The sequence below is a fragment of the Polaromonas sp. genome (assembly GCF_012927485.1).
Taxonomy (GTDB): Bacteria; Pseudomonadota; Gammaproteobacteria; order Burkholderiales; family Burkholderiaceae_C; genus Polaromonas.
The window spans coordinates 1-17261 of sequence record NZ_JABBPC010000021.1 but is presented as its reverse complement, the minus strand read 5'-3'; the positions used below and the strand labels follow the sequence as shown (position 1 = coordinate 17261).

General features: G+C 57.7%; 16 protein-coding genes. 13 read left to right on the top strand and 3 right to left on the bottom strand.

Annotated elements, in window-relative coordinates; translation table 11 throughout:
* The 12 genes from HHJ16_RS08810 (at nucleotide 1) to HHJ16_RS08755 (ending at nucleotide 13408) form a co-directional block, all read left to right on the top strand.
* Nucleotides 1-1899, top strand: coding sequence for an ABC transporter permease (locus HHJ16_RS08810; RefSeq protein ID WP_293642232.1), 1899 nt, complete (start codon nucleotides 1-3; stop codon nucleotides 1897-1899).
* The gene (locus HHJ16_RS08805) at nucleotides 1899-2669 is read left to right on the top strand and encodes an ATP-binding cassette domain-containing protein (RefSeq protein ID WP_293642231.1); all 771 of its coding nucleotides are present in this window, start codon (nucleotides 1899-1901) and stop codon (nucleotides 2667-2669) included. Before HHJ16_RS08810 ends, HHJ16_RS08805 begins: the two co-directional genes overlap by 1 nt.
* Nucleotides 2662-3318, top strand: a complete 657-nt coding sequence (locus HHJ16_RS08800) for an ATP-binding cassette domain-containing protein (RefSeq protein WP_293642230.1) — start codon at nucleotides 2662-2664, stop codon at nucleotides 3316-3318. Before HHJ16_RS08805 ends, HHJ16_RS08800 begins: the two co-directional genes overlap by 8 nt.
* A gap of 74 nt (nucleotides 3319-3392) precedes the next feature.
* Entirely contained in the window at nucleotides 3393-3743 is a 351-nt protein-coding gene (locus HHJ16_RS08795; RefSeq protein ID WP_293642229.1) for an FKBP-type peptidyl-prolyl cis-trans isomerase, read from the top strand.
* Nucleotides 3744-3844: 101 nt separating this feature from the next.
* Nucleotides 3845-5065, top strand: coding sequence for a nicotinate phosphoribosyltransferase (pncB, locus tag HHJ16_RS08790; RefSeq protein ID WP_293642228.1), 1221 nt, complete (start codon nucleotides 3845-3847; stop codon nucleotides 5063-5065).
* A 46-nt stretch (nucleotides 5066-5111) separates the two neighbouring features.
* A complete protein-coding gene (locus HHJ16_RS08785; RefSeq protein WP_293642227.1) occupies nucleotides 5112-6521 on the top strand; it encodes a sodium:proton antiporter in 1410 nt (469 codons plus the stop codon).
* 25 nt (nucleotides 6522-6546) lie between these two features.
* Nucleotides 6547-7533, top strand: a complete 987-nt coding sequence (locus tag HHJ16_RS08780) for a D-glycerate dehydrogenase (RefSeq protein ID WP_293642226.1) — start codon at nucleotides 6547-6549, stop codon at nucleotides 7531-7533.
* A gap of 14 nt (nucleotides 7534-7547) precedes the next feature.
* Nucleotides 7548-8903 carry a DNA recombination protein RmuC gene (rmuC, locus tag HHJ16_RS08775; RefSeq protein ID WP_293642225.1) on the top strand — a complete coding sequence of 452 codons (1356 nt, stop codon included), beginning with the start codon at nucleotides 7548-7550 and terminating at the stop codon, nucleotides 8901-8903.
* On the top strand, nucleotides 8900-10084 hold the full coding sequence (locus HHJ16_RS08770) for an MFS transporter (RefSeq protein ID WP_293642224.1): 1185 nt from the start codon (nucleotides 8900-8902) through the stop codon (nucleotides 10082-10084). Before rmuC ends, HHJ16_RS08770 begins: the two co-directional genes overlap by 4 nt.
* A gap of 97 nt (nucleotides 10085-10181) precedes the next feature.
* A complete protein-coding gene (locus HHJ16_RS08765; protein WP_293642223.1) occupies nucleotides 10182-10316 on the top strand; it encodes a hypothetical protein in 135 nt (44 codons plus the stop codon).
* Between the two features lie 475 nt (nucleotides 10317-10791).
* Nucleotides 10792-12135, top strand: a complete 1344-nt coding sequence (locus tag HHJ16_RS08760; RefSeq protein ID WP_293642222.1) for an ice-binding family protein — start codon at nucleotides 10792-10794, stop codon at nucleotides 12133-12135.
* Nucleotides 12136-12202: 67 nt separating this feature from the next.
* Nucleotides 12203-13408, top strand: a complete 1206-nt coding sequence (locus HHJ16_RS08755) for an OmpA family protein (RefSeq protein ID WP_293642221.1) — start codon at nucleotides 12203-12205, stop codon at nucleotides 13406-13408.
* A 126-nt stretch (nucleotides 13409-13534) separates the two neighbouring features.
* Here HHJ16_RS08755 and HHJ16_RS08750 read toward each other — a convergent pair whose 3' ends face one another.
* From HHJ16_RS08750 to earP, 3 genes are all read right to left on the bottom strand, one after another.
* Nucleotides 13535-14398 carry a TIGR00730 family Rossman fold protein gene (locus HHJ16_RS08750; RefSeq protein WP_293642220.1) on the bottom strand — a complete coding sequence of 288 codons (864 nt, stop codon included), beginning with the start codon at nucleotides 14396-14398 and terminating at the stop codon, nucleotides 13535-13537.
* 165 nt (nucleotides 14399-14563) lie between these two features.
* Nucleotides 14564-15118 (bottom strand): elongation factor P, encoded by a 555-nt coding sequence (efp, locus tag HHJ16_RS08745; RefSeq protein WP_293642219.1) that lies wholly within the window; start codon nucleotides 15116-15118, stop codon nucleotides 14564-14566.
* Nucleotides 15119-15248: 130 nt separating this feature from the next.
* Complete coding sequence (gene earP / locus HHJ16_RS08740) at nucleotides 15249-16394, bottom strand: elongation factor P maturation arginine rhamnosyltransferase EarP (RefSeq protein ID WP_293642218.1); 1146 nt, start codon at nucleotides 16392-16394, stop codon at nucleotides 15249-15251.
* A gap of 70 nt (nucleotides 16395-16464) precedes the next feature.
* Here earP and HHJ16_RS08735 point away from each other — a divergent pair.
* Nucleotides 16465-17261, top strand: a 797-nt coding sequence (locus HHJ16_RS08735; RefSeq protein WP_293642217.1) for an excinuclease ABC subunit UvrC, incomplete at its 3' end; no start/stop codon positions are given.

Here is a 17261-nt window from a genome sequence, read left to right as displayed (position 1 = left end):
GTGACGTTTTCCGTGGTCCAGTTGCTGGGAGGACTGTCTTACGCCACGACGCTATTCCTGATGGCTGCAGGACTGACGTTGATATTCGGTGTGACCCGCATTGTCAATTTTGCGCACGGCAGCTTTTTTATGTTGGGGGCGCTGTTGACTGCCCACTGGGTTACCAACTGGTTCCCCGCCTGGGGTGAAAGTGCGCCGCTTTACCTGATGGCTATATTTTTGGGTGCTGCCTGCGCTGGTCTGGCAGGTGCGCTGGCCGATTTCGTGTTGTTGAGACGTGTGGCCTTGGCGCCCGAGTTGTACCAGCTGGTGGCCACGTTCGGCCTCTCGCTGGCAATGCATGACGCAATGCAATGGGGTTTCGGACCCGGCGAAGTGTTTGCACCGCGTTTTCCCGGCCTCCAGGGCGCGGTGCAGATCGGGGAGGAATTTTTCCCGATGTACCAACTGGTGATGATCGTGCTCGCGCCCATGATCTGGCTTGCCCTGCACCTGGTGCTTACCCGTACGCTGTTTGGCCAGCGCCTGCGCGCCGCCACGCAAGATCGCTCGATGCTGGCGGCGCTTGGCGTCAACCCAAAGCCGTTGATGCTGGGTGCCGTGGTTTTAGGCTGCGCGCTGGCGGGACTGGGCGGTGCCCTGCAGTTGCCGCGGGAACCGGCGAATCTGCAAATGGACAGCAACGTCATCGTGGAGACTTTCGTGGTCGTCGTCACGGGCGGCTTGGGCAGCATTGGCGGGGCATTTTTTGCAGCCGTGCTGATTGGCCTGGTCCACGCCTTCGGCATCGCCGTGTTTCCGCAAGCTACGTTGGTGATTGTGTTTTTGACCATGGCGGTGGTGCTGGTTGTACGACCGCAGGGTCTCCGGGGTCTCTCGTTCGCCTCGGCTGAAGCGGGCGGCGGGGCTCGCCAGGTAGCGCAGAAGTTTCATGGCCTTCGCATGGGGCGTTCCTGGTTGTCGGCGAGTGCCGTCGTGTTCGTGCTGTTGGCCTGCGTGGCGTGGGTCGGCGGACCCTATTGGCAAACGCTGGCTGCAGATGCGCTGATTTTGATGATCTTTGGCATCAGCCTGCAGGCCATGATGGCGCTGGGCGGTCTGGTTAGTTTTGGGCATGCCGCATTTTTTGCACTCGGCGCTTACGGCGCGGCTTTATCGCACAGCCTGTGGGGCGCCACGCTGCCGGCGGCACTGGCGGCTGGTTGCGCCGCAGCGCTGCTGGTTGCCGCGGTGTTTGGCGCTGCCGTCGTGCGCAGCGCGGGTGTTTATCTGGCCATGCTCTCGCTGGCGCTGGCGCAGGTCATTTGGGCGGCTGCCACTCAGTGGGTCAGCGTTACCGGCGGGGACAATGGAATCATTGGGCTCACGTTGGTCAACGATGAAGGTCGCCCGTTCTTTTACGCGTGGTTGGTGGCGTTGGCGTTGCTTTCGGTATTGGCGCTTCGGTATTTAGGTCGGTCGGTCCTGGGCGGGGCACTGCAAGCGGGACGCGATGCGCCGTTGCGTGCGGCTGCTTCTGGGTTGTCTGTGGGCTGGCTCAAATACCGCATCTTTGTTGAGAGCGCGGTGCTCGCGGGACTTGCCGGGGGCCTTTTTGCGGCGCACAAAGGCGCTGTATTTCCTTCGATGGCGGCGGTATCCACTTCAGTGGATGCCTTGCTGGTGGTGTTGCTGGGCGGGGTCCATCAGCTGTGGGGTGCCGTGGTTGGCAGCTTGTTGCTGAGTTATTCCGGCGCTGAATTGGGCCGCGAGGTGACGTATTGGCGGGGGCTTCTCGGGGTCTTCATCATGCTCATCATGGTGGCTGCGCCATCGGGGTTGCTGAATCTGCTGGGTTTGCTTTCTGGCGTTGGTAAACGCCGTCTGCGGGCCGATGGTGCCGCGCAGGGGGCTGGCTGATGCTGCAGGTTCAGCAGCTGGTTAAGCACTTTGGCGGTATCCAGGCGGTGAATGGCGTGAGCTTTGAGATTCTGGCAGGGGAATGCGTGGCGCTGATCGGACCCAACGGCGCAGGCAAGTCCACCTGTTTTGCTTGTATTGCGGGGCAATATCCTGCCACCAGTGGTCATATCGTGTGGAACGGTCAGGTGTTGGACAAGCTATCGCCCAGGGCCCGTTTGCAGCACGGCGCGGCGCGCACGTTTCAAGTGGCGCAAGTCTTCGAGGCGCTGACGGTGCTACAAAATGTGCAGCTGGCTACGCAGGCCCGGCTTGCGCTCCACGCCCCTTTTTCCTTTATCTCTGGTTTTAAAAATCTGGACAGCCAATCCCGCGAGCCGGCTCGTGCGCTGCTTGAGCAAACCGGGCTGCTGGCGCTGGCACATCAGGATGCGCTGAGCCTGCCCTACGGCGCCAAGAAGCGGCTGGAGCTGGCGCTCGCACTGGCTGCAAATCCGCAGCTTTTGTTGCTGGATGAGCCCGCCGCCGGATTGGCCGAGCAAGAGCGCAGGAGCCTGATGCAACTGGTGAAAAAACTCACGGGGCAGGGCATTGCGGTGCTCTACACCGAACACAATATGGACGCCGTGGCAGGCGTCGCGGACCGCGTGCTGGTGCTGATACAGGGCCGACTGGCTGCTGAAGGTTCATTTGAGGAAGTCTCCCGTGACAGCACGGTACGCAGTCTTTATTTGGGCGCGGGTCTGGTGGAAGGCGTTGGTCATGCTTGAGGTGGAAAAGCTCAACGCTTTTTATGGCTCGGCGCAGGCGCTTTTTGATGTTTCTCTGCAGGTTCGGGGCGGCGAGCTCGTTGTGCTCCAAGGTCTCAACGGCGCTGGCAAGTCCACGCTGCTCAAGGCCTTAATGGGTCTGGAAGTGCGAACCGAAGGCCATATTCTTTTTCAGGCGAGCCCTGCGCAAGCCAGTCTGCTGGACATTCAACGCTGGGAGTCGCACCGGCGCGCGCGCGCCGGCCTGGGATACGTGGCGGAAGACCGCCGGTTGTTTGTCGGCCTCACAGTGAGCGAGAACCTGCACGTCGCGGCCAGCCGTGCTGCGGCAGCCAAGGCCATGGAAACGCGGGTACTCGATTTATTTCCTGTGCTCAAGACCAAGCTCAAGCGGCCCGCCGCGCACTTGAGCGGTGGTGAGCAACAGATGTTGGCCATCGCCCGCACACTGATGACGAGCCCCCGAATTTTGTTGCTGGATGAGCCGTGCGAAGGCCTGGCGCCGGTGCTGGTGGAATCCATTCGGGATACCTTGCTGGCGCTCAAGTGCGACGGCTTAGCCCTGCTGGTGGCAGAGCAAAACCGCTTGTTTGCATCCCATGCAGACCGGTCGTTAACGCTGGTTGCGGGTAAAGTCAGAGACTCCTGAAAAAATGCGTTGACTGACTTTGACGCTCTTTTGCTATCTTATTTTTTTAAACCTATTTGTAGAAAGACATTGTCATGACCACCACCACTCCCTCAGGATTGCAATATGAAGACACCGTGCTTGGAACGGGGGCGATTGCCAAGGCGGGGCAATACGTCAAGGTGCATTACACCGGCTGGCTCTTCAACGAAGGCGTGCAGGGTGCCAAATTCGACTCCAGTAAAGACCGCGGCCAGCCATTCCAGTTTTCCTTGGGTGCGGGCGAGGTCATTCGGGGTTGGGACGAAGGCGTGCAAGGCATGTCGGTGGGTGGCACACGCCGCCTGATCATTCCTGCGGCACTGGGCTATGGCGCACGCGGGGCCGGCGGTGCGATTCCTCCTCACGCCACTTTGTTATTCGAAGTTGATTTCCTCGGCACCTGAGCCGAAGCCGGATCCGGATCCAATACCAGTAACGGTACTGGCCATGGCGACTCCCATCACCTGACAAGTTATCACCGCACCACGGGGCTCACGCGTTCTTCATGATCATCACCAGCCTGCTCGATACCGATCTGTACAAATTCACCATGATGCAGGTGGTGTTGCATCAGTTTCCCGGTGCCGAGGTGGAATACAGATTCAAGTGCCGTAACGCCGGCGCTCCGGGGATTGGCGACCTGGCGCCCTACGTGAATGAGATTCGGGAAGAAATCTGCGGCCTGTGTCATTTGCATTTTGAGGATGACGAACTGGCCTACCTCAAGGCGATGCGTTTTATCAAAAGCGACTTCGTGGATTTTTTAGGCATTTTCAGGCTCAACCAAAAATATGTGAGCGTGACGGCCTTGCCTTCGGGAGAAATAGAAGTTTCCATCAAGGGGCCGTGGTTGCACACCATCCTGTTTGAAATTCCGGTGTTGGCCATCATCAACGAGGTGTACTTCCGAAATACGCAACAGCGCCCCGATGTGGCTGAAGGTCGCAAACGTCTGGACAGCAAAATTCAGCAGCTGCAGGCCGCAGGCCTCGCGGAACTCAAAATTGCTGATTACGGCACGCGCCGGCGCTTTGGCCGGGCCTGGCACGAAGAAGTGCTGCGTACGCTCGTGACGCGCCTGGGCAGGGGCGGCGCCGGAACTGGGCAGGCAAAAGACGCCAACCTCTCCGGGCAGCTCGCCGGTACCAGTAACGTGCTGTTGGCGATGGAGTTGGGCTTGACGCCCTTGGGCACCATGGCGCACGAATACCTTCAAGCCTGTCAGGCGCTCGGCCCACGTTTGCGCGACAGCCAGGTGTTCGGATTCGAGTCCTGGGCCAAAGAGTACCGCGGCGATCTGGGCCTGGCGTTGTCGGATGTGTACGGCATGAGCGCCTTTTTACGTGATTTCGACCTCTACTTTTGCAAGCTGTTTGACGGTACCCGGCACGACAGCGGAGATCCCTTTGAATGGGGTGAGCGCATGTTGGGGCACTACGTTAAAAACCGCGTTGATCCCAAAACCAAGACGCTTATTTTCAGCGATGCGCTGACGATTCCGAGAACCATCGAGCTTTACCGGCAATTTCAGGGCCGTTGTCAGTTGGCGTTTGGCATTGGCACCAATCTCACCAACGACCTGGGCTACGAGCCGCTGCAGATTGTGATCAAGATGGTGCGCTGCAATGGCCAGCCGGTCGCCAAGCTGTCCGATACGCCCTCAAAAAATATGGGCGATGACGAAAAATATCTGGCTTATTTGCGCCAGGTTTTTGAGGTCACCTGATGCCTGCGATCAGTCACCGGCAGCCCGTCACTGCCTGGAAATCCAGATGAGCGTTTTGCGCTGGCTTGGCGTCACCACTCTGCTGTGCTTCTGGCCCGGTCTGGCCCTGGCTGCCGACTTGGAGGGCAGCCGGTTAACGGCGTTGTGGGCGCTTCCATTTGCAGGCCTTTTGTTGTCAATTGCACTGGTACCGCTGCTCGCTCCGGTGTTATGGCATCACCATTTCGGCAAGATCGCAGCCGCCTGGACCTTGGCATTTTTCCTGCCGTTTACGGCGGTGTTCGGCCCTGCCATGGCAGGCCGCAGTTTGATTCATGCACTGCTGGCGGAATACGTGCCGTTCATTGTTTTGCTGACGGCGCTGTACACCGTGGCCGGGGGCATTTTTATTCGCGGGACCCTGCGCGGAAGCCCGCTACTGAACACCCTCCTGCTTGCCATCGGGACCGTGCTCGCCAGTTTCATGGGGACGACCGGGGCGTCGATGCTGATGATCCGTCCGCTGATCACCGCCAACGCCAATCGAACTGATAACGCGCATGTGGTGGTGTTCTTCATTTTCCTTGTCTCCAATGCGGGCGGCTCGCTGACGCCGCTAGGCGATCCGCCATTGTTTCTCGGTTTTCTGAAAGGGGTGGATTTTTTCTGGACCGCTGGCAATATTTTTCCCGAGACCCTATTTTTGGTGGGCAGTTTGCTGGGTATTTTTTACCTGCTCGATCGGTGGTACTTCAGTCGCCAGGGCGCACTATCGATTGATACCCTGCCAGACGCGGCTCGCATCGGCTTTGATGGAAGGCGCAACTTCTGGCTGCTTGGCGCGGTCGTGGCGCTGGTCCTGCTGAGTGGCTTCTGGAAGTCTGCGCTGGCGCTAAATGTGATGGGTACGGAGGTGCGGTTGCCCGACGCGGTGCGCGATGTGGGGCTGCTTCTTGTAACCTTTATTTCCCTTAAAACAACCGCGGCAAAGGTACATGAAGACAATCAGTTTTCATGGGGTCCGATGCAAGAAGTGGCCAAGCTATTTGCCGGCATCTTTTTGACCATCATCCCGGTTATCGCCATGCTCAAGGCGGGAACCGCAGGGCCGTTCAGTGCAGTCATTTCGGCGGTGACCCGCCCTGATGGGCAACCGGATCCTGTTATGTATTTTTGGGCGACAGGCGTGCTGAGCGCTTTTCTGGACAACGCCCCGACTTATCTGGTGTTTTTTAATACGGCCGGGGGTGATCCACGCGTGTTGATGACGACGCTGGCGCCTACTTTGGCAGCCATTTCTGCCGGTGCAGTCTTCATGGGCGCGAACTCCTACATCGGAAATGCGCCCAACATGATGGTGAAAGCCGTGGCGGAGGATCGCGGCATCAAAATGCCGGGCTTCTTCGGCTACATGGGCTGGTCAAGCGCAGTGCTACTCCCGCTGTTTGTCATCATGACCCTCCTCTGGTTCAAGTAAAGAAAAAAGAAAGCGAATCCCGTTCATGCGCAAACCAAACATCCTTGTTGCCCGAGCCGTGTTTCCGGAGGTGATTGCACGTCTGGAGCAGCAGTTTGAAGTCGAAGCTAACCAGACCGATGAGATGTGGTCCAAGGTGCAATTCATCGAGCACCTGCAGGGCAAGGAGGGCGCCTTCACCACCGGCGTCGAGCGTATTGATGCGGAGGTGCTCTCAGCCTGCCCGCAACTCAAGATCTGCGCCAACATGGCTGTCGGCTACAACAATTTTGATATCGACGCCATGACCGCCGCAGGGGTGCTGGCCACTAACGCGCCGGATGTGTTGACCGAAACCACGGCGGACTTTGGCTTTGCCTTGCTAATGGCCACCGCCCGGCGCCTGACCGAGAGCGAGCACTACTTGCGGGCTGGCAAGTGGAACCGGTGGAGTTATGACATGTTTGCGGGCGCTGACATTCATGGTGCCACCCTCGGCATTCTCGGCATGGGCCGCATTGGGCAGGGCATTGCCAAACGCGGGGCGCTCGGTTTTGGGATGAAGGTGATCTATCACAACCGTTCCCGGCTTGACGCGGGTCTGGAGGCTGAATGCAAGGCCCGCTATGTCGGCAAGGAGGAACTACTTAAAACGGCCGACCATCTGGTACTGGTGCTGCCTTATTCGCCGGAGACCCACCACACCATTGGCGCGACCGAGCTGGCCTTGATGAAGCCCACGGCTACGCTGATCAATATTGCGCGTGGCGGTATCGTCGATGACGCCGCCCTGGCCGTAGCCCTGCGCGATAAACGCATTGCGGCCGCCGGACTGGATGTATTCGAGGGCGAGCCCGCAGTAAACCCTGCGCTGCTGACCGTGCCCAATGTGGTCTTGACCCCGCACATCGCCAGCGCCACGATGCCTACACGCCTGGCCATGGCCAATCTTGCCGCCGACAATTTGCTGGCATTCTTTGGTGGCAAAGAGCCTGTGACACCCTTGAATAGCGCCGTGTTGGCAATTAAATAAATAGCATGTTATTGATGTCTTCTACGCAATTCTGGCCGCTGCTGGCCTTGCTGCTCGCCAACCTGCTGTTGCTGATCTGGCTCATCGTGCGCAAACCGGTTGAAACGTCGGACGACGGCCGTACTGAGCTACTCGCCAGCATGGCAGCCGGCCATGATCGGGTGGAACGCGAACTTCGGCGAGAAATCGGAGACAACTCGCGTAGCAGCCGCCTGGAACTAGCGACTATTTTTGCGACCTTTCAGCAAACCCTGGTGCAGCAAGGCGCTGAAGGCATTCGCACGCAGAACGCGCAGATTGATGCGTTTTCGCAGCAACTTAACCTGCTGCAGAAAACACTTTCAGATACGCTGACGACGCAGCTGCAATCGGTCAGCGAATCCAATGCGCGGCGCATGGCGGAAGTGCGTGACACGCTCGAAAAGCAACTGACGCAACTGCAGCAAACCAATTCGGCCAAGCTTGACGAAATGCGCAACACCGTCGATGAAAAACTGCAGACCACTTTGGAAGCACGCCTCGGCGAGAGTTTTAAGCAGGTCGCCGACCGCTTAGAGCAGGTGCACAAGGGCCTGGGTGAAATGCAGACCTTGGCACAAGGCGTGGGTGATCTCAAGCATTTGCTGACCAATGTGAAAGCGCGCGGAATTTTCGGCGAGGCTCAACTATCGGCCCTGCTGGAGCAGGTGTTTACTGTCGATCAATATGCGGCGCAAGTGATCACGCGCCGTGGTGGCAAGAATCCGGTTGATTTCGCCATCAAACTGCCCGGACGGTCTGAGTCTGGCGAGCCCTTATGGCTTCCGATCGATGCAAAATTTCCAAACGAAGACTACGAGCGCTTGCTGGATGCGCAACAGCGGGCCGATGTACTGGGTGCAGAAATGGCCGGCAAGGCGCTGGAGGTACGAATCCGGCTAGAGGCGAAATCGATGTCTGAAAAGTACATTGAGCCGCCTTACACCACCGATTTCGCCATCCTGTTTTTACCGACGGAGGGCTTGTATGCCGAAGTGCTTCGCCGTCCCGGGTTGATGGAAAGCCTCCAGCGCGATCACCGCATCACGTTGGCGGGCCCCACGACGCTGCTGGCCATGCTGAGCTCCTTGCAGATGGGTTTCAGAACGCTGGCGCTTGAAAAGCGTTCCAGCGAAGTGTGGCAAGTGCTGGGTGCCGTCAAAACCGAGTTTGGCAAGTTTGGTGAGGTGCTCGCCAAGGTGAAGTCCCAAACCGAAACCGTGCTCAATACCTTGAGTAGCGCCGAGCAACGCAGCCGGGTCATGGGCAAGGCGTTGCGCAACATCGAAGCGCTGCCGGACGCTGATTCGGCCCGGCTGATTCCGATGGATAAAGAGCCTGACGACAGTTGAACCGCGAACTGGTCCGGCTGATCTTTGCGCAGATCTGTCTGCACGCCTGCATGGCCGGTACGCGCATGGCCGCGCCGTTGTTGGCGCTGCGCCAGGGCTACAGTCCGGCGGCGGTGGGCGTACTGCTGGCGCTGTTCGCCTTGACCCAGGTATTTCTCGCGTTACCCGCGGGCCGCTTTGCCGACCGACATGGGCTCAGGCGGCCGATCGGCTACAGCGTGCTGGCCGCGGTGATCGGCGCGGCTGCGGCCGTGGCTTTTCCGGTGTTTCCGGTGCTGTGTCTTTCCGCGCTGCTGACAGGCGGTGCTACCGGCGCAGCGGTCATTTCGCTGCAACGTCATGTTGGCCGTGCTGCGGCGGGGGCTTTGCAGCTTAGGCAGGTCTTCAGCTGGCTGTCGATTGGTCCGGCAGTCTCGAATTTTCTAGGGCCTTTCATCGCCGGCCTGTTGATTGATCATGCAGGCGCTGCACCCGGCAGCCTGTTCGGATACCGGGCCGCCTTTTTCCTGATGGCGGTGTTGCCTCTTGCCACCTGGTTGCTGGTCCGGCGAGCTCGCGAACTTCCCCCCGTGGTTTTAGTGCCTCACGGGACACGGCCAAAGGCTTGGGATTTGCTGCGCGAACCGACGTTTCGACGCCTTCTATTGGTGAACTGGTTTTTGTCATCCTGCTGGGATGTGCACACCTTTGTGGTACCGGTGCTGGGCTTTGAAAGAGGCATCAGTGCGTCGGTCATCGGCTCCATCCTGGGCGCATTTGCCGTGGCTGCAGCCGTTGTGCGCATGTTGCTGCCGTTCGTGGCAGCGCATCTGCGCGAATGGCGGGTGCTTGCGGGCGCCATGCTGATCACCGCTTCGTTATTCGCGGTATATCCGTTCACGCGGTCGGCGCTGACCATGGGCGTGTGTTCGGTGTTGCTTGGGTTTACGTTAGGCACAGCGCAACCGATGATCATGAGTATGTTGCACCAGATTACACCTGAGGCGCGGCATGGTGAGGCGCTGGGACTGCGGCTGATGGCGATCAACGCGTCCAGCGTGCTCATGCCCATGCTTTTTGGTTGGACCGGCGCGCTGATAGGCATCGCCGGTGTCTTCTGGGTCACAGGGGCCGTGGTGGGAGCTGGATCACGCACGGCCTGGCTGCTCAAGAACAGCCTTTCCGGTCATGGACGTCCTTGATCAACAGTCCGCGTTCTGACTAAAAAAGAAGGTGAACTTCCGTTTGCATGTCACGGTCTAGAGCAAAGGCTCCCCGCTTCATTGGACCCCCTGTGAGATGGCGCACGACCATGGAGGGCTGCTGCGTTTAGCCTGGCTCGACCGACTTGAACTGCATTCGACACCGGTCGACAACCCACCGGACTTTTTCGGCCCGAGTTGGCGACCCGTAGCGCCGGGCAGTGCGGCCTGAACCGCTATTTGTAGGGGCTGATGGCAGCGGGCAGCTGCAGGTCCTTAGAGTTTGAGTGCGTCGCGGCACTCGAACAAGCGCTGGTTGGTCTCATAGTCTTCGATACGCAAGCCCCCTTCAAAACGAATAGTTCGGGACGCCTCTCCGCGTGGGCAGGATCAAGGCGAATACACCGCTTTTTTAAAAGTTTCCGTCAATCATGACGAGTCGACGAGCAACGTTCAGGTTGGGCGACCTATTGGCGCCGCGACCGTTCCAACCGTCACGACGGCGTTCACTCAACGGCAGGGCATCGGAAGAAGTAACAACGAAGTAACAATTTAGTAAAAAATAAGTAAAGAATAAGTAACAAATACGTAGCTATATGTTCGATAGCGCACAGATGAAAGGCTTGTGACCCTCGATCATCCTCGCAGAGAAATTAGATTTCCGATTTCCCCGTCCGCGATAGGACTTCACCCCGACAGGTATGCAAATGAAAAAAATTAATCGTTATTCCCGATGCCGGACATGGTCCATGGCATTGCTGCTCAGTGTTTTAGCGGTGGGGTGTGGCGGCGGCGGCGGAGGGCGGGATCCGATCCTGGGTGTGGGCGGTGTTGCCTCTACCCTGACCCCCCCTCCTGGCGCAATCATTCCAGGCGCTGTGTGTTCTGCAGCGGCGGGCCCGACCATACCGGCGGTGACGACGTCTGATCCGACAAGTGGGAACCAGTTTGTTCCGACAAGTACGAACGGTGTTGCCGGCGGCGGCAAAGTGGTTAATGCGACCTTTAGTCTTGCGATGAACCCTTCAACCATTAACGGAACCACCTTTCAGCTGGCGCCAACGGGCGGGGCTGTTCTGCCCGCTTCAGTGAGCTATAACGCGGCAACAAAAGCAGCGACCTTGACCACCTCGTCAGCCCTCTTGGCCAACACTTCGTACACGGCAGTTATTTCTGGCACGGTGACGAGCTCCCCAGGCACTCCGCTAGGCTGTAGCTATGCATGGAGCTTCAAGACCGTGTCGACCCCAACCACCGGTCTTGCGCCGGTGAACCTTGGATCAGCCGCACCGTTTGCAATCGCGGCCACTGCCGGGGTAACCAACACGCTTACTCCGCCCAATACGCGCATCAATGGAAATGCGGTGCTGAACCCCAACGCGACCTGCAACGCGGTCACGGTGGATAACACTGGCGGCTTTGGTCTTTGTGGAGGGGCCGCACCAACAATTAATGGAATTGTGGTCACTCCTTCCTATCCGGATACCACCACTGCAAATGCGGTTCAAGCCGACTTGCGGGCCGCGTTTTTGAGCATCACGCCGCCGGCCGGGCCACCTGCCGCCGGTTCGTTGGGAGGGGGCACCCCAATAGCCGCGCCCACCGGTATGGGGGCAGTCACCGGCAGCGCGCTTGTGTTTGGACAAAACTTGTTCTATCCGGGCGTCTACAACTCGGGCACGTCGATCATGGTGGGGAACGATCTCACGCTTGATGCGCAAGGGAATCCCAACGCGGTTTTCGTCTTTCAGTCAGCAAGTACGGTCGGTTCGGCCGCAGGTGCAGCCTCGCCGGGGACGCATACCCGTATTTTGTTAATCAATGGCGCCAAGGCCTCCAACGTCTGGTGGCAGGCAGGTACGTCCGCAACACTGGGAACAAGCTCTGAGTGGCAAGGCAACATACTGGCCTCTGCAAGTGTCACGATGAACACCGGCGCAACCTCGTGCGGCAGATTACTGGCAGGCGCGTTTACGGCGGGTGCCTTTGTATTTGATTCCAACGTTGTTTCCGTGCCGGGTAACGTCAACGCACCGGCGACTTGCCAATAGGACGGCATAAGGTTTTTGCTGTGTACTCAAAACAAGTCGCACACACAACCGATTGGAAATGGGTGGCATGGCTATCTGCCACCCATTTATTTCTCGACAAAAAAATGAATATCGTAGCGCGCACAAGCGTTTTGACTTTTTCCTGGAGATGAATATGAAATTAGCAAGAGCATCAGGGTCACTGGGATTGGTGGCCCTGGCCATCATCGCCAGTCCATTGGCCATGGCCGACGAGTCGTTCTGGTACGGTGGGGCCAACGTGGGTCGCTCAAGCGCGACTATTGACGACCAGAGAATCAGCAACGGATTATCGACGGGCGGGTTCACCGCCAATTCCATCGTCAATGATGACCGATCGACCGGGTTCAAGATTTTTGGCGGCTACCAACTCAACAAGAATTTTGCAATTGAGGGGGGCTATTTCGACCTCGGGAAGTTCGGTTATACGGCGACAACGGTGCCCGCCGGAACATTGAGCGGCAATATCAAGCTGAAAGGTTTGAATCTTGACTTGGTTGGAATTCTGCCCATCACCGATAAGTTTTCGGCGTTCGGCCGGGCCGGATTGAATTACGCCCAGGCTAAAGATTCCTTTAACGGAACTGGCGCCGTCCTCGTGACCAATCCCAGCCCCAGCAAGAATGATACGAACTACAAGTTTGGCCTGGGGCTTCAGTACGCCTTTACCGATGCTCTCGCCATGCGGGCCGAGGCGGAACGCTATCGGATTAATGATGCCGTCGGCAACAAGGGCCACATTGATCTTGTCTCTGTCGGCTTGATCTATCGGTTTGGCGGGAAAGTCCAGGCCCCTGTGGCGACTGCGCCAGCGCCTGTTCCCCAGGTCGTCGCGGAAGAGCCAGCGCCAGCGCCGGTTCCACCGCCGCCTCCGCGCTTTGAAAAATATACGTTATCAAGCACTGAGCTGTTTGCATTCGACAGCGCCGAATTGCAGATGCCGCAACCGAAGTTGGATGAAATCGCGAATGCACTTGGTAGCAATAGTGAAATAAATAACGTGGTCATTACCGGCTACACCGATCGCATCGGATCCGAGAAGTACAACCAGAAGTTATCGGAACGCCGTGCGGTTGCAGTGAAGAATTACTTGACAAATAAAGGGATTGATTCCAATCGCCTGAAAACAGAAGGCAGAGGTAAAGCCAATCCGATTGTGGTTTGCACGGATAAAAAACTCCCCGCATTGATCAAGTGCCTGGAGCCCAATCGCCGGGTGGAAGTCGAGAAAATTACGATCGAACGCCGCGTATAGCAAGGAGCGCCTAGCGCGAGGGCTGACTCCCAATCGCGTCTTTCAGGCATAAAAATGGGCGCATTTTCTGCGCCCATTTTTAATTGGCCGACGGGCTGTGAAGCAATGGCGCAGTGTCGCCCAACGTTACAGCTGATAAAACTTCTTGATTGCGTTCCAGGCTACCTGTGGTTCATCAACATACTGAAAGAGCTTGAGGTCGCCCGGAGAGATGACACCTTCTTCGATCATTACGTCGAAGTCGAAGAGCCGTTTCCAGTACTCGGAGCCAAACAGAATAATCGGGACCGGTTTTGCCTTGCGAGTCTGCACCAGCGTAATGACTTCGAACAGCTCGTCGAGCGTTCCAAACCCGCCCGGGAAAGCGACCAGCGCTTTGGCGCGCATCATGAAGTGCATTTTCCGCAAAGCGAAGTAGTGAAACTTGAAGTTTAATGACGACGACACATAGGGGTTAGACGATTGTTCGTGCGGCAGTACGATGTTGAGTCCTACTGTAAGCGCACCCATCTCATGGGCCCCTCGATTGGCCGCTTCCATAATGCCGGGGCCTCCTCCGGTGCAGATGAACAATTGCTCAAGTGGCGGGCGCGGGTTGCTGTAGGTCGCCACGAGACGTGCGAAATTTCTAGCCTGATCGTAATAGTAGGCGTTACGCACGTTGCGATGAGCCAAGGCCAGCGCCGCCTCATCGCCGCTTTCTTCAGCCAGCTTCAGTGCTTCGCTCGCCTGCTCGGGAGCCGGGAAGCGCGCACTACCAAACACCACGATCGTGTTTTCAATGCCTTGCTCATGCTGATCGACTTCTGGCTTGAGCAATTCGAGCTGCATTCGGATGCCGCGCGTCTCCCGCCGCAGCAGAAATTCCGGATCGGCGAAAGCCAAACGGTGGGAGTCCGCCTGCAGCGGTGTCGCGTCGCTGGCCTGGGATTGAAGCTCAGCCCAAGCGTGCGCCAGACGGCTTCCCGATAAATCTTGTGTTGTTTCCATGAGGCTATTGTGAACGATCAACCTCCATTGCCTGGCGGGTCACGATCGACATCGCAGCTTCCTCGAGTCGATCAAGATTCAGCAGGTTGGCCGGTTCAGCAATGCAAAAAGGCTCCGGTTGGAGCCTTTTTGGGGGTAGTTGGGAAACGGGTTCCCCGTCTATTTTTAAACGCGTTTGCGGTATTCGCCGGTGCGGGTGTCGATTTCGACGACGTCGCCTTGCGCTACAAAAATAGGCACGCCGATCTCAAAGCCAGTGGCGATTTTGGCGGGCTTCAAAACCTTGCCGGAGGTGTCGCCTTTTACGGCCGGCTCGGTCCAGGTGATTTCGCGCTCAACGCTGGTGGGCACTTCAACAGAAATGGCCTTGCCGTCATAAAAAACGACTTCCAGGTCCATCCCGTCCTGCAGGTAGTTCAGCGAGTCGCCCATGTTTTCGGCTTCTACTTCGTATTGATTGAACTCGGTGTCCATGCAGATGTACATCGGGTCGGCAAAGTAGGAGTAAGTGCAGTCCTTCTTGTCCAGAATGACTTGGTCAATCTTGTCATCAGCCTTGAACACCACTTCGGTGTTGAAGTTGGCAATCAGGCTTTTGAGCTTCATCCGCACGGTGGCCGAGTTACGCCCACCACGGCTGTATTCGGTCTTGAGCACCACCATCGGGTCTTTACCGTTCATGATGACGTTACCAGCGCGTATTTCTTGGGCGATTTTCATAGCAGTTTTACTGAAGTAGTAGACCGCTGAACTGGGGCACGGGTTTGCACCTGAGTGGATGTTCTGCGGCGGGTTGTGTAAACAATTATGCGGTTTGCCCCAATCAGGCTGATTCGCAAAACCCCTGATTTTAACGGTTTTTTGCAACAAACTGGAGCAGGCGAGTCGTCAGGTCGTCTTGTTCCAGTAAGTGGGAGCGGGCGGCAAGCGCGCAGGACCGCCACGCTTGCAGGTCCTGCAGGGCTGCCACGTCCGACATCGGGCCACTTGCGGCGTTGTGCGGTACCGCCCCTTTATTCCATTCCAAATAAAGGGCCCGCAGCGAGGGCGGCGCGTCCAACGCATCGAGAAAAGCCTGCAGTTTGGCCAGATGTGCATCGTCATGCTGCGGATAAATCTGCCAGACAAAAGGTTTACCCGCCCAAAGTGCGCGCACCAACGAGTCTTCGCCGCGCACGAAATTAAGGTCGCAGGCCCACAGTAAATAATCGAACTCGAGCTGCGTCAGCTTAGCCAGGTATGAAATTGACAGCAGCCCGCCATTGTCTGGAGAAGGTTGTCGCCCCTTTATATGATTGATAGCAGCCTTGACGGCGTGTTCAGTTCGTCCGGCCGTCACCAGCAGCCGCACCGGTCGGCCCTCCAGTCCGTGCGCCGCGAGTTGCTCTAGCAACCCGGAGAGCGCGGGCGGCTCGTAGCAAAACAGTGAGATCAGCTTTTCGCCGCACCAGGGTATGCCTTGGGCCAACAGCCATGCCACGCGGTCAAAACTGGCCTGGCGCTGAGTCAGGCCTGGCTCGCGCAGCAAACCGCCGGTCAATGCGGTGAAGCCTGGATAGAAAAACCACTTGATCCATCCTGCGGCCGGGCCGCTTTGCGTAGGTGAAGGCATGGCGTGGCAGCGCTCGACATAGCTTTCCGCCGACAGGTATTCGAGGTTGATCCATACGGGTTTTAGGATTCCAGCCCTTTCTGAATAAGCACAAGCAGCTATGAATTCAGGCGCAATTTCGCAGCCAAAAGCTTCGATCATGACATTGGACGGTTGCTGTTCCAGGTTCGCGTCAGCAAGATCCAATGGAACGGCCCAACGCATCACGCGAACGCCTGGATAACCGAAGGGTGCCATCCACTGCAAGGCGGAGGCATCGTCTACCCACAGCCGCACCTGCGCGCCGCGCGAGGCCAGGTCGGCTGCCAAACGCCAGCAGACGCCAATGTCCCCGTAGTTGTCCACGACTTTGCAAAAAATGTCCCACTGCAGGCTGCGATTCATGCAAGGATTGTCCACAATATAGTGAGACCCCTTGAGTCACGGTTTTTTTATTTCATGATTTGATCGCCCCATGACCGCTCCCCACGAATTCGATCCCCAATTGCTCCGCGAAGTGGCTGCACTTCCCGCGCTACCGGGCGTCTACCGCTACTTTGATGCAGAAGGCGGTGTGCTGTACGTTGGCAAGGCGCGCAACCTCAAAAAACGAGTTACTAGCTATTTCCAGAAAAACCACGGCAGCACGCGGATTGGCCACATGGTGACGAAGATCGTCCGCATGGAGACTACGGTGGTGCGCTCCGAGGCTGAGGCGCTACTGCTTGAAAACAACCTTATCAAGACGCTCAACCCGAGGTTCAACATCCTGTTTCGGGACGACAAGAGCTACCCCTATCTCAAGCTAACGGCGGCGCGAAAGGTGGAGGAGGGCGTTGCCCCTACAGGTGCGGCTTACCCGCGCATCGCCTACTACCGGGGGGCGATCGAGAAAAAACATCGTTACTTTGGTCCCTATCCCAGTGCCTGGGCGGTGAAGGACACGATTCTGCTGCTGCAAAAGGTATTCAAGCTTCGCACCTGTGAAGACACGGTATTTAACAACCGCACCAGACCATGTCTGCTGTACCAGATCAAGCGCTGCTCCGCGCCATGTGTGGGCCATGTATCGCCCGAGCACTATGCGCTAGATACCGCCAATGCCGAGCGGTTCTTGCAAGGCCAGACGCAGGAAATTCTGACGAACCTTGAAATGAAAATGCTGGCCCACGCCGAAAAACTGGAGTTTGAGCAGGCCGCCGAGTTGCGCAACCAGATGTCGGCGTTGTCCAAGATATTGCACCAACAGTCCATGGAAATAGGCGGCGACAA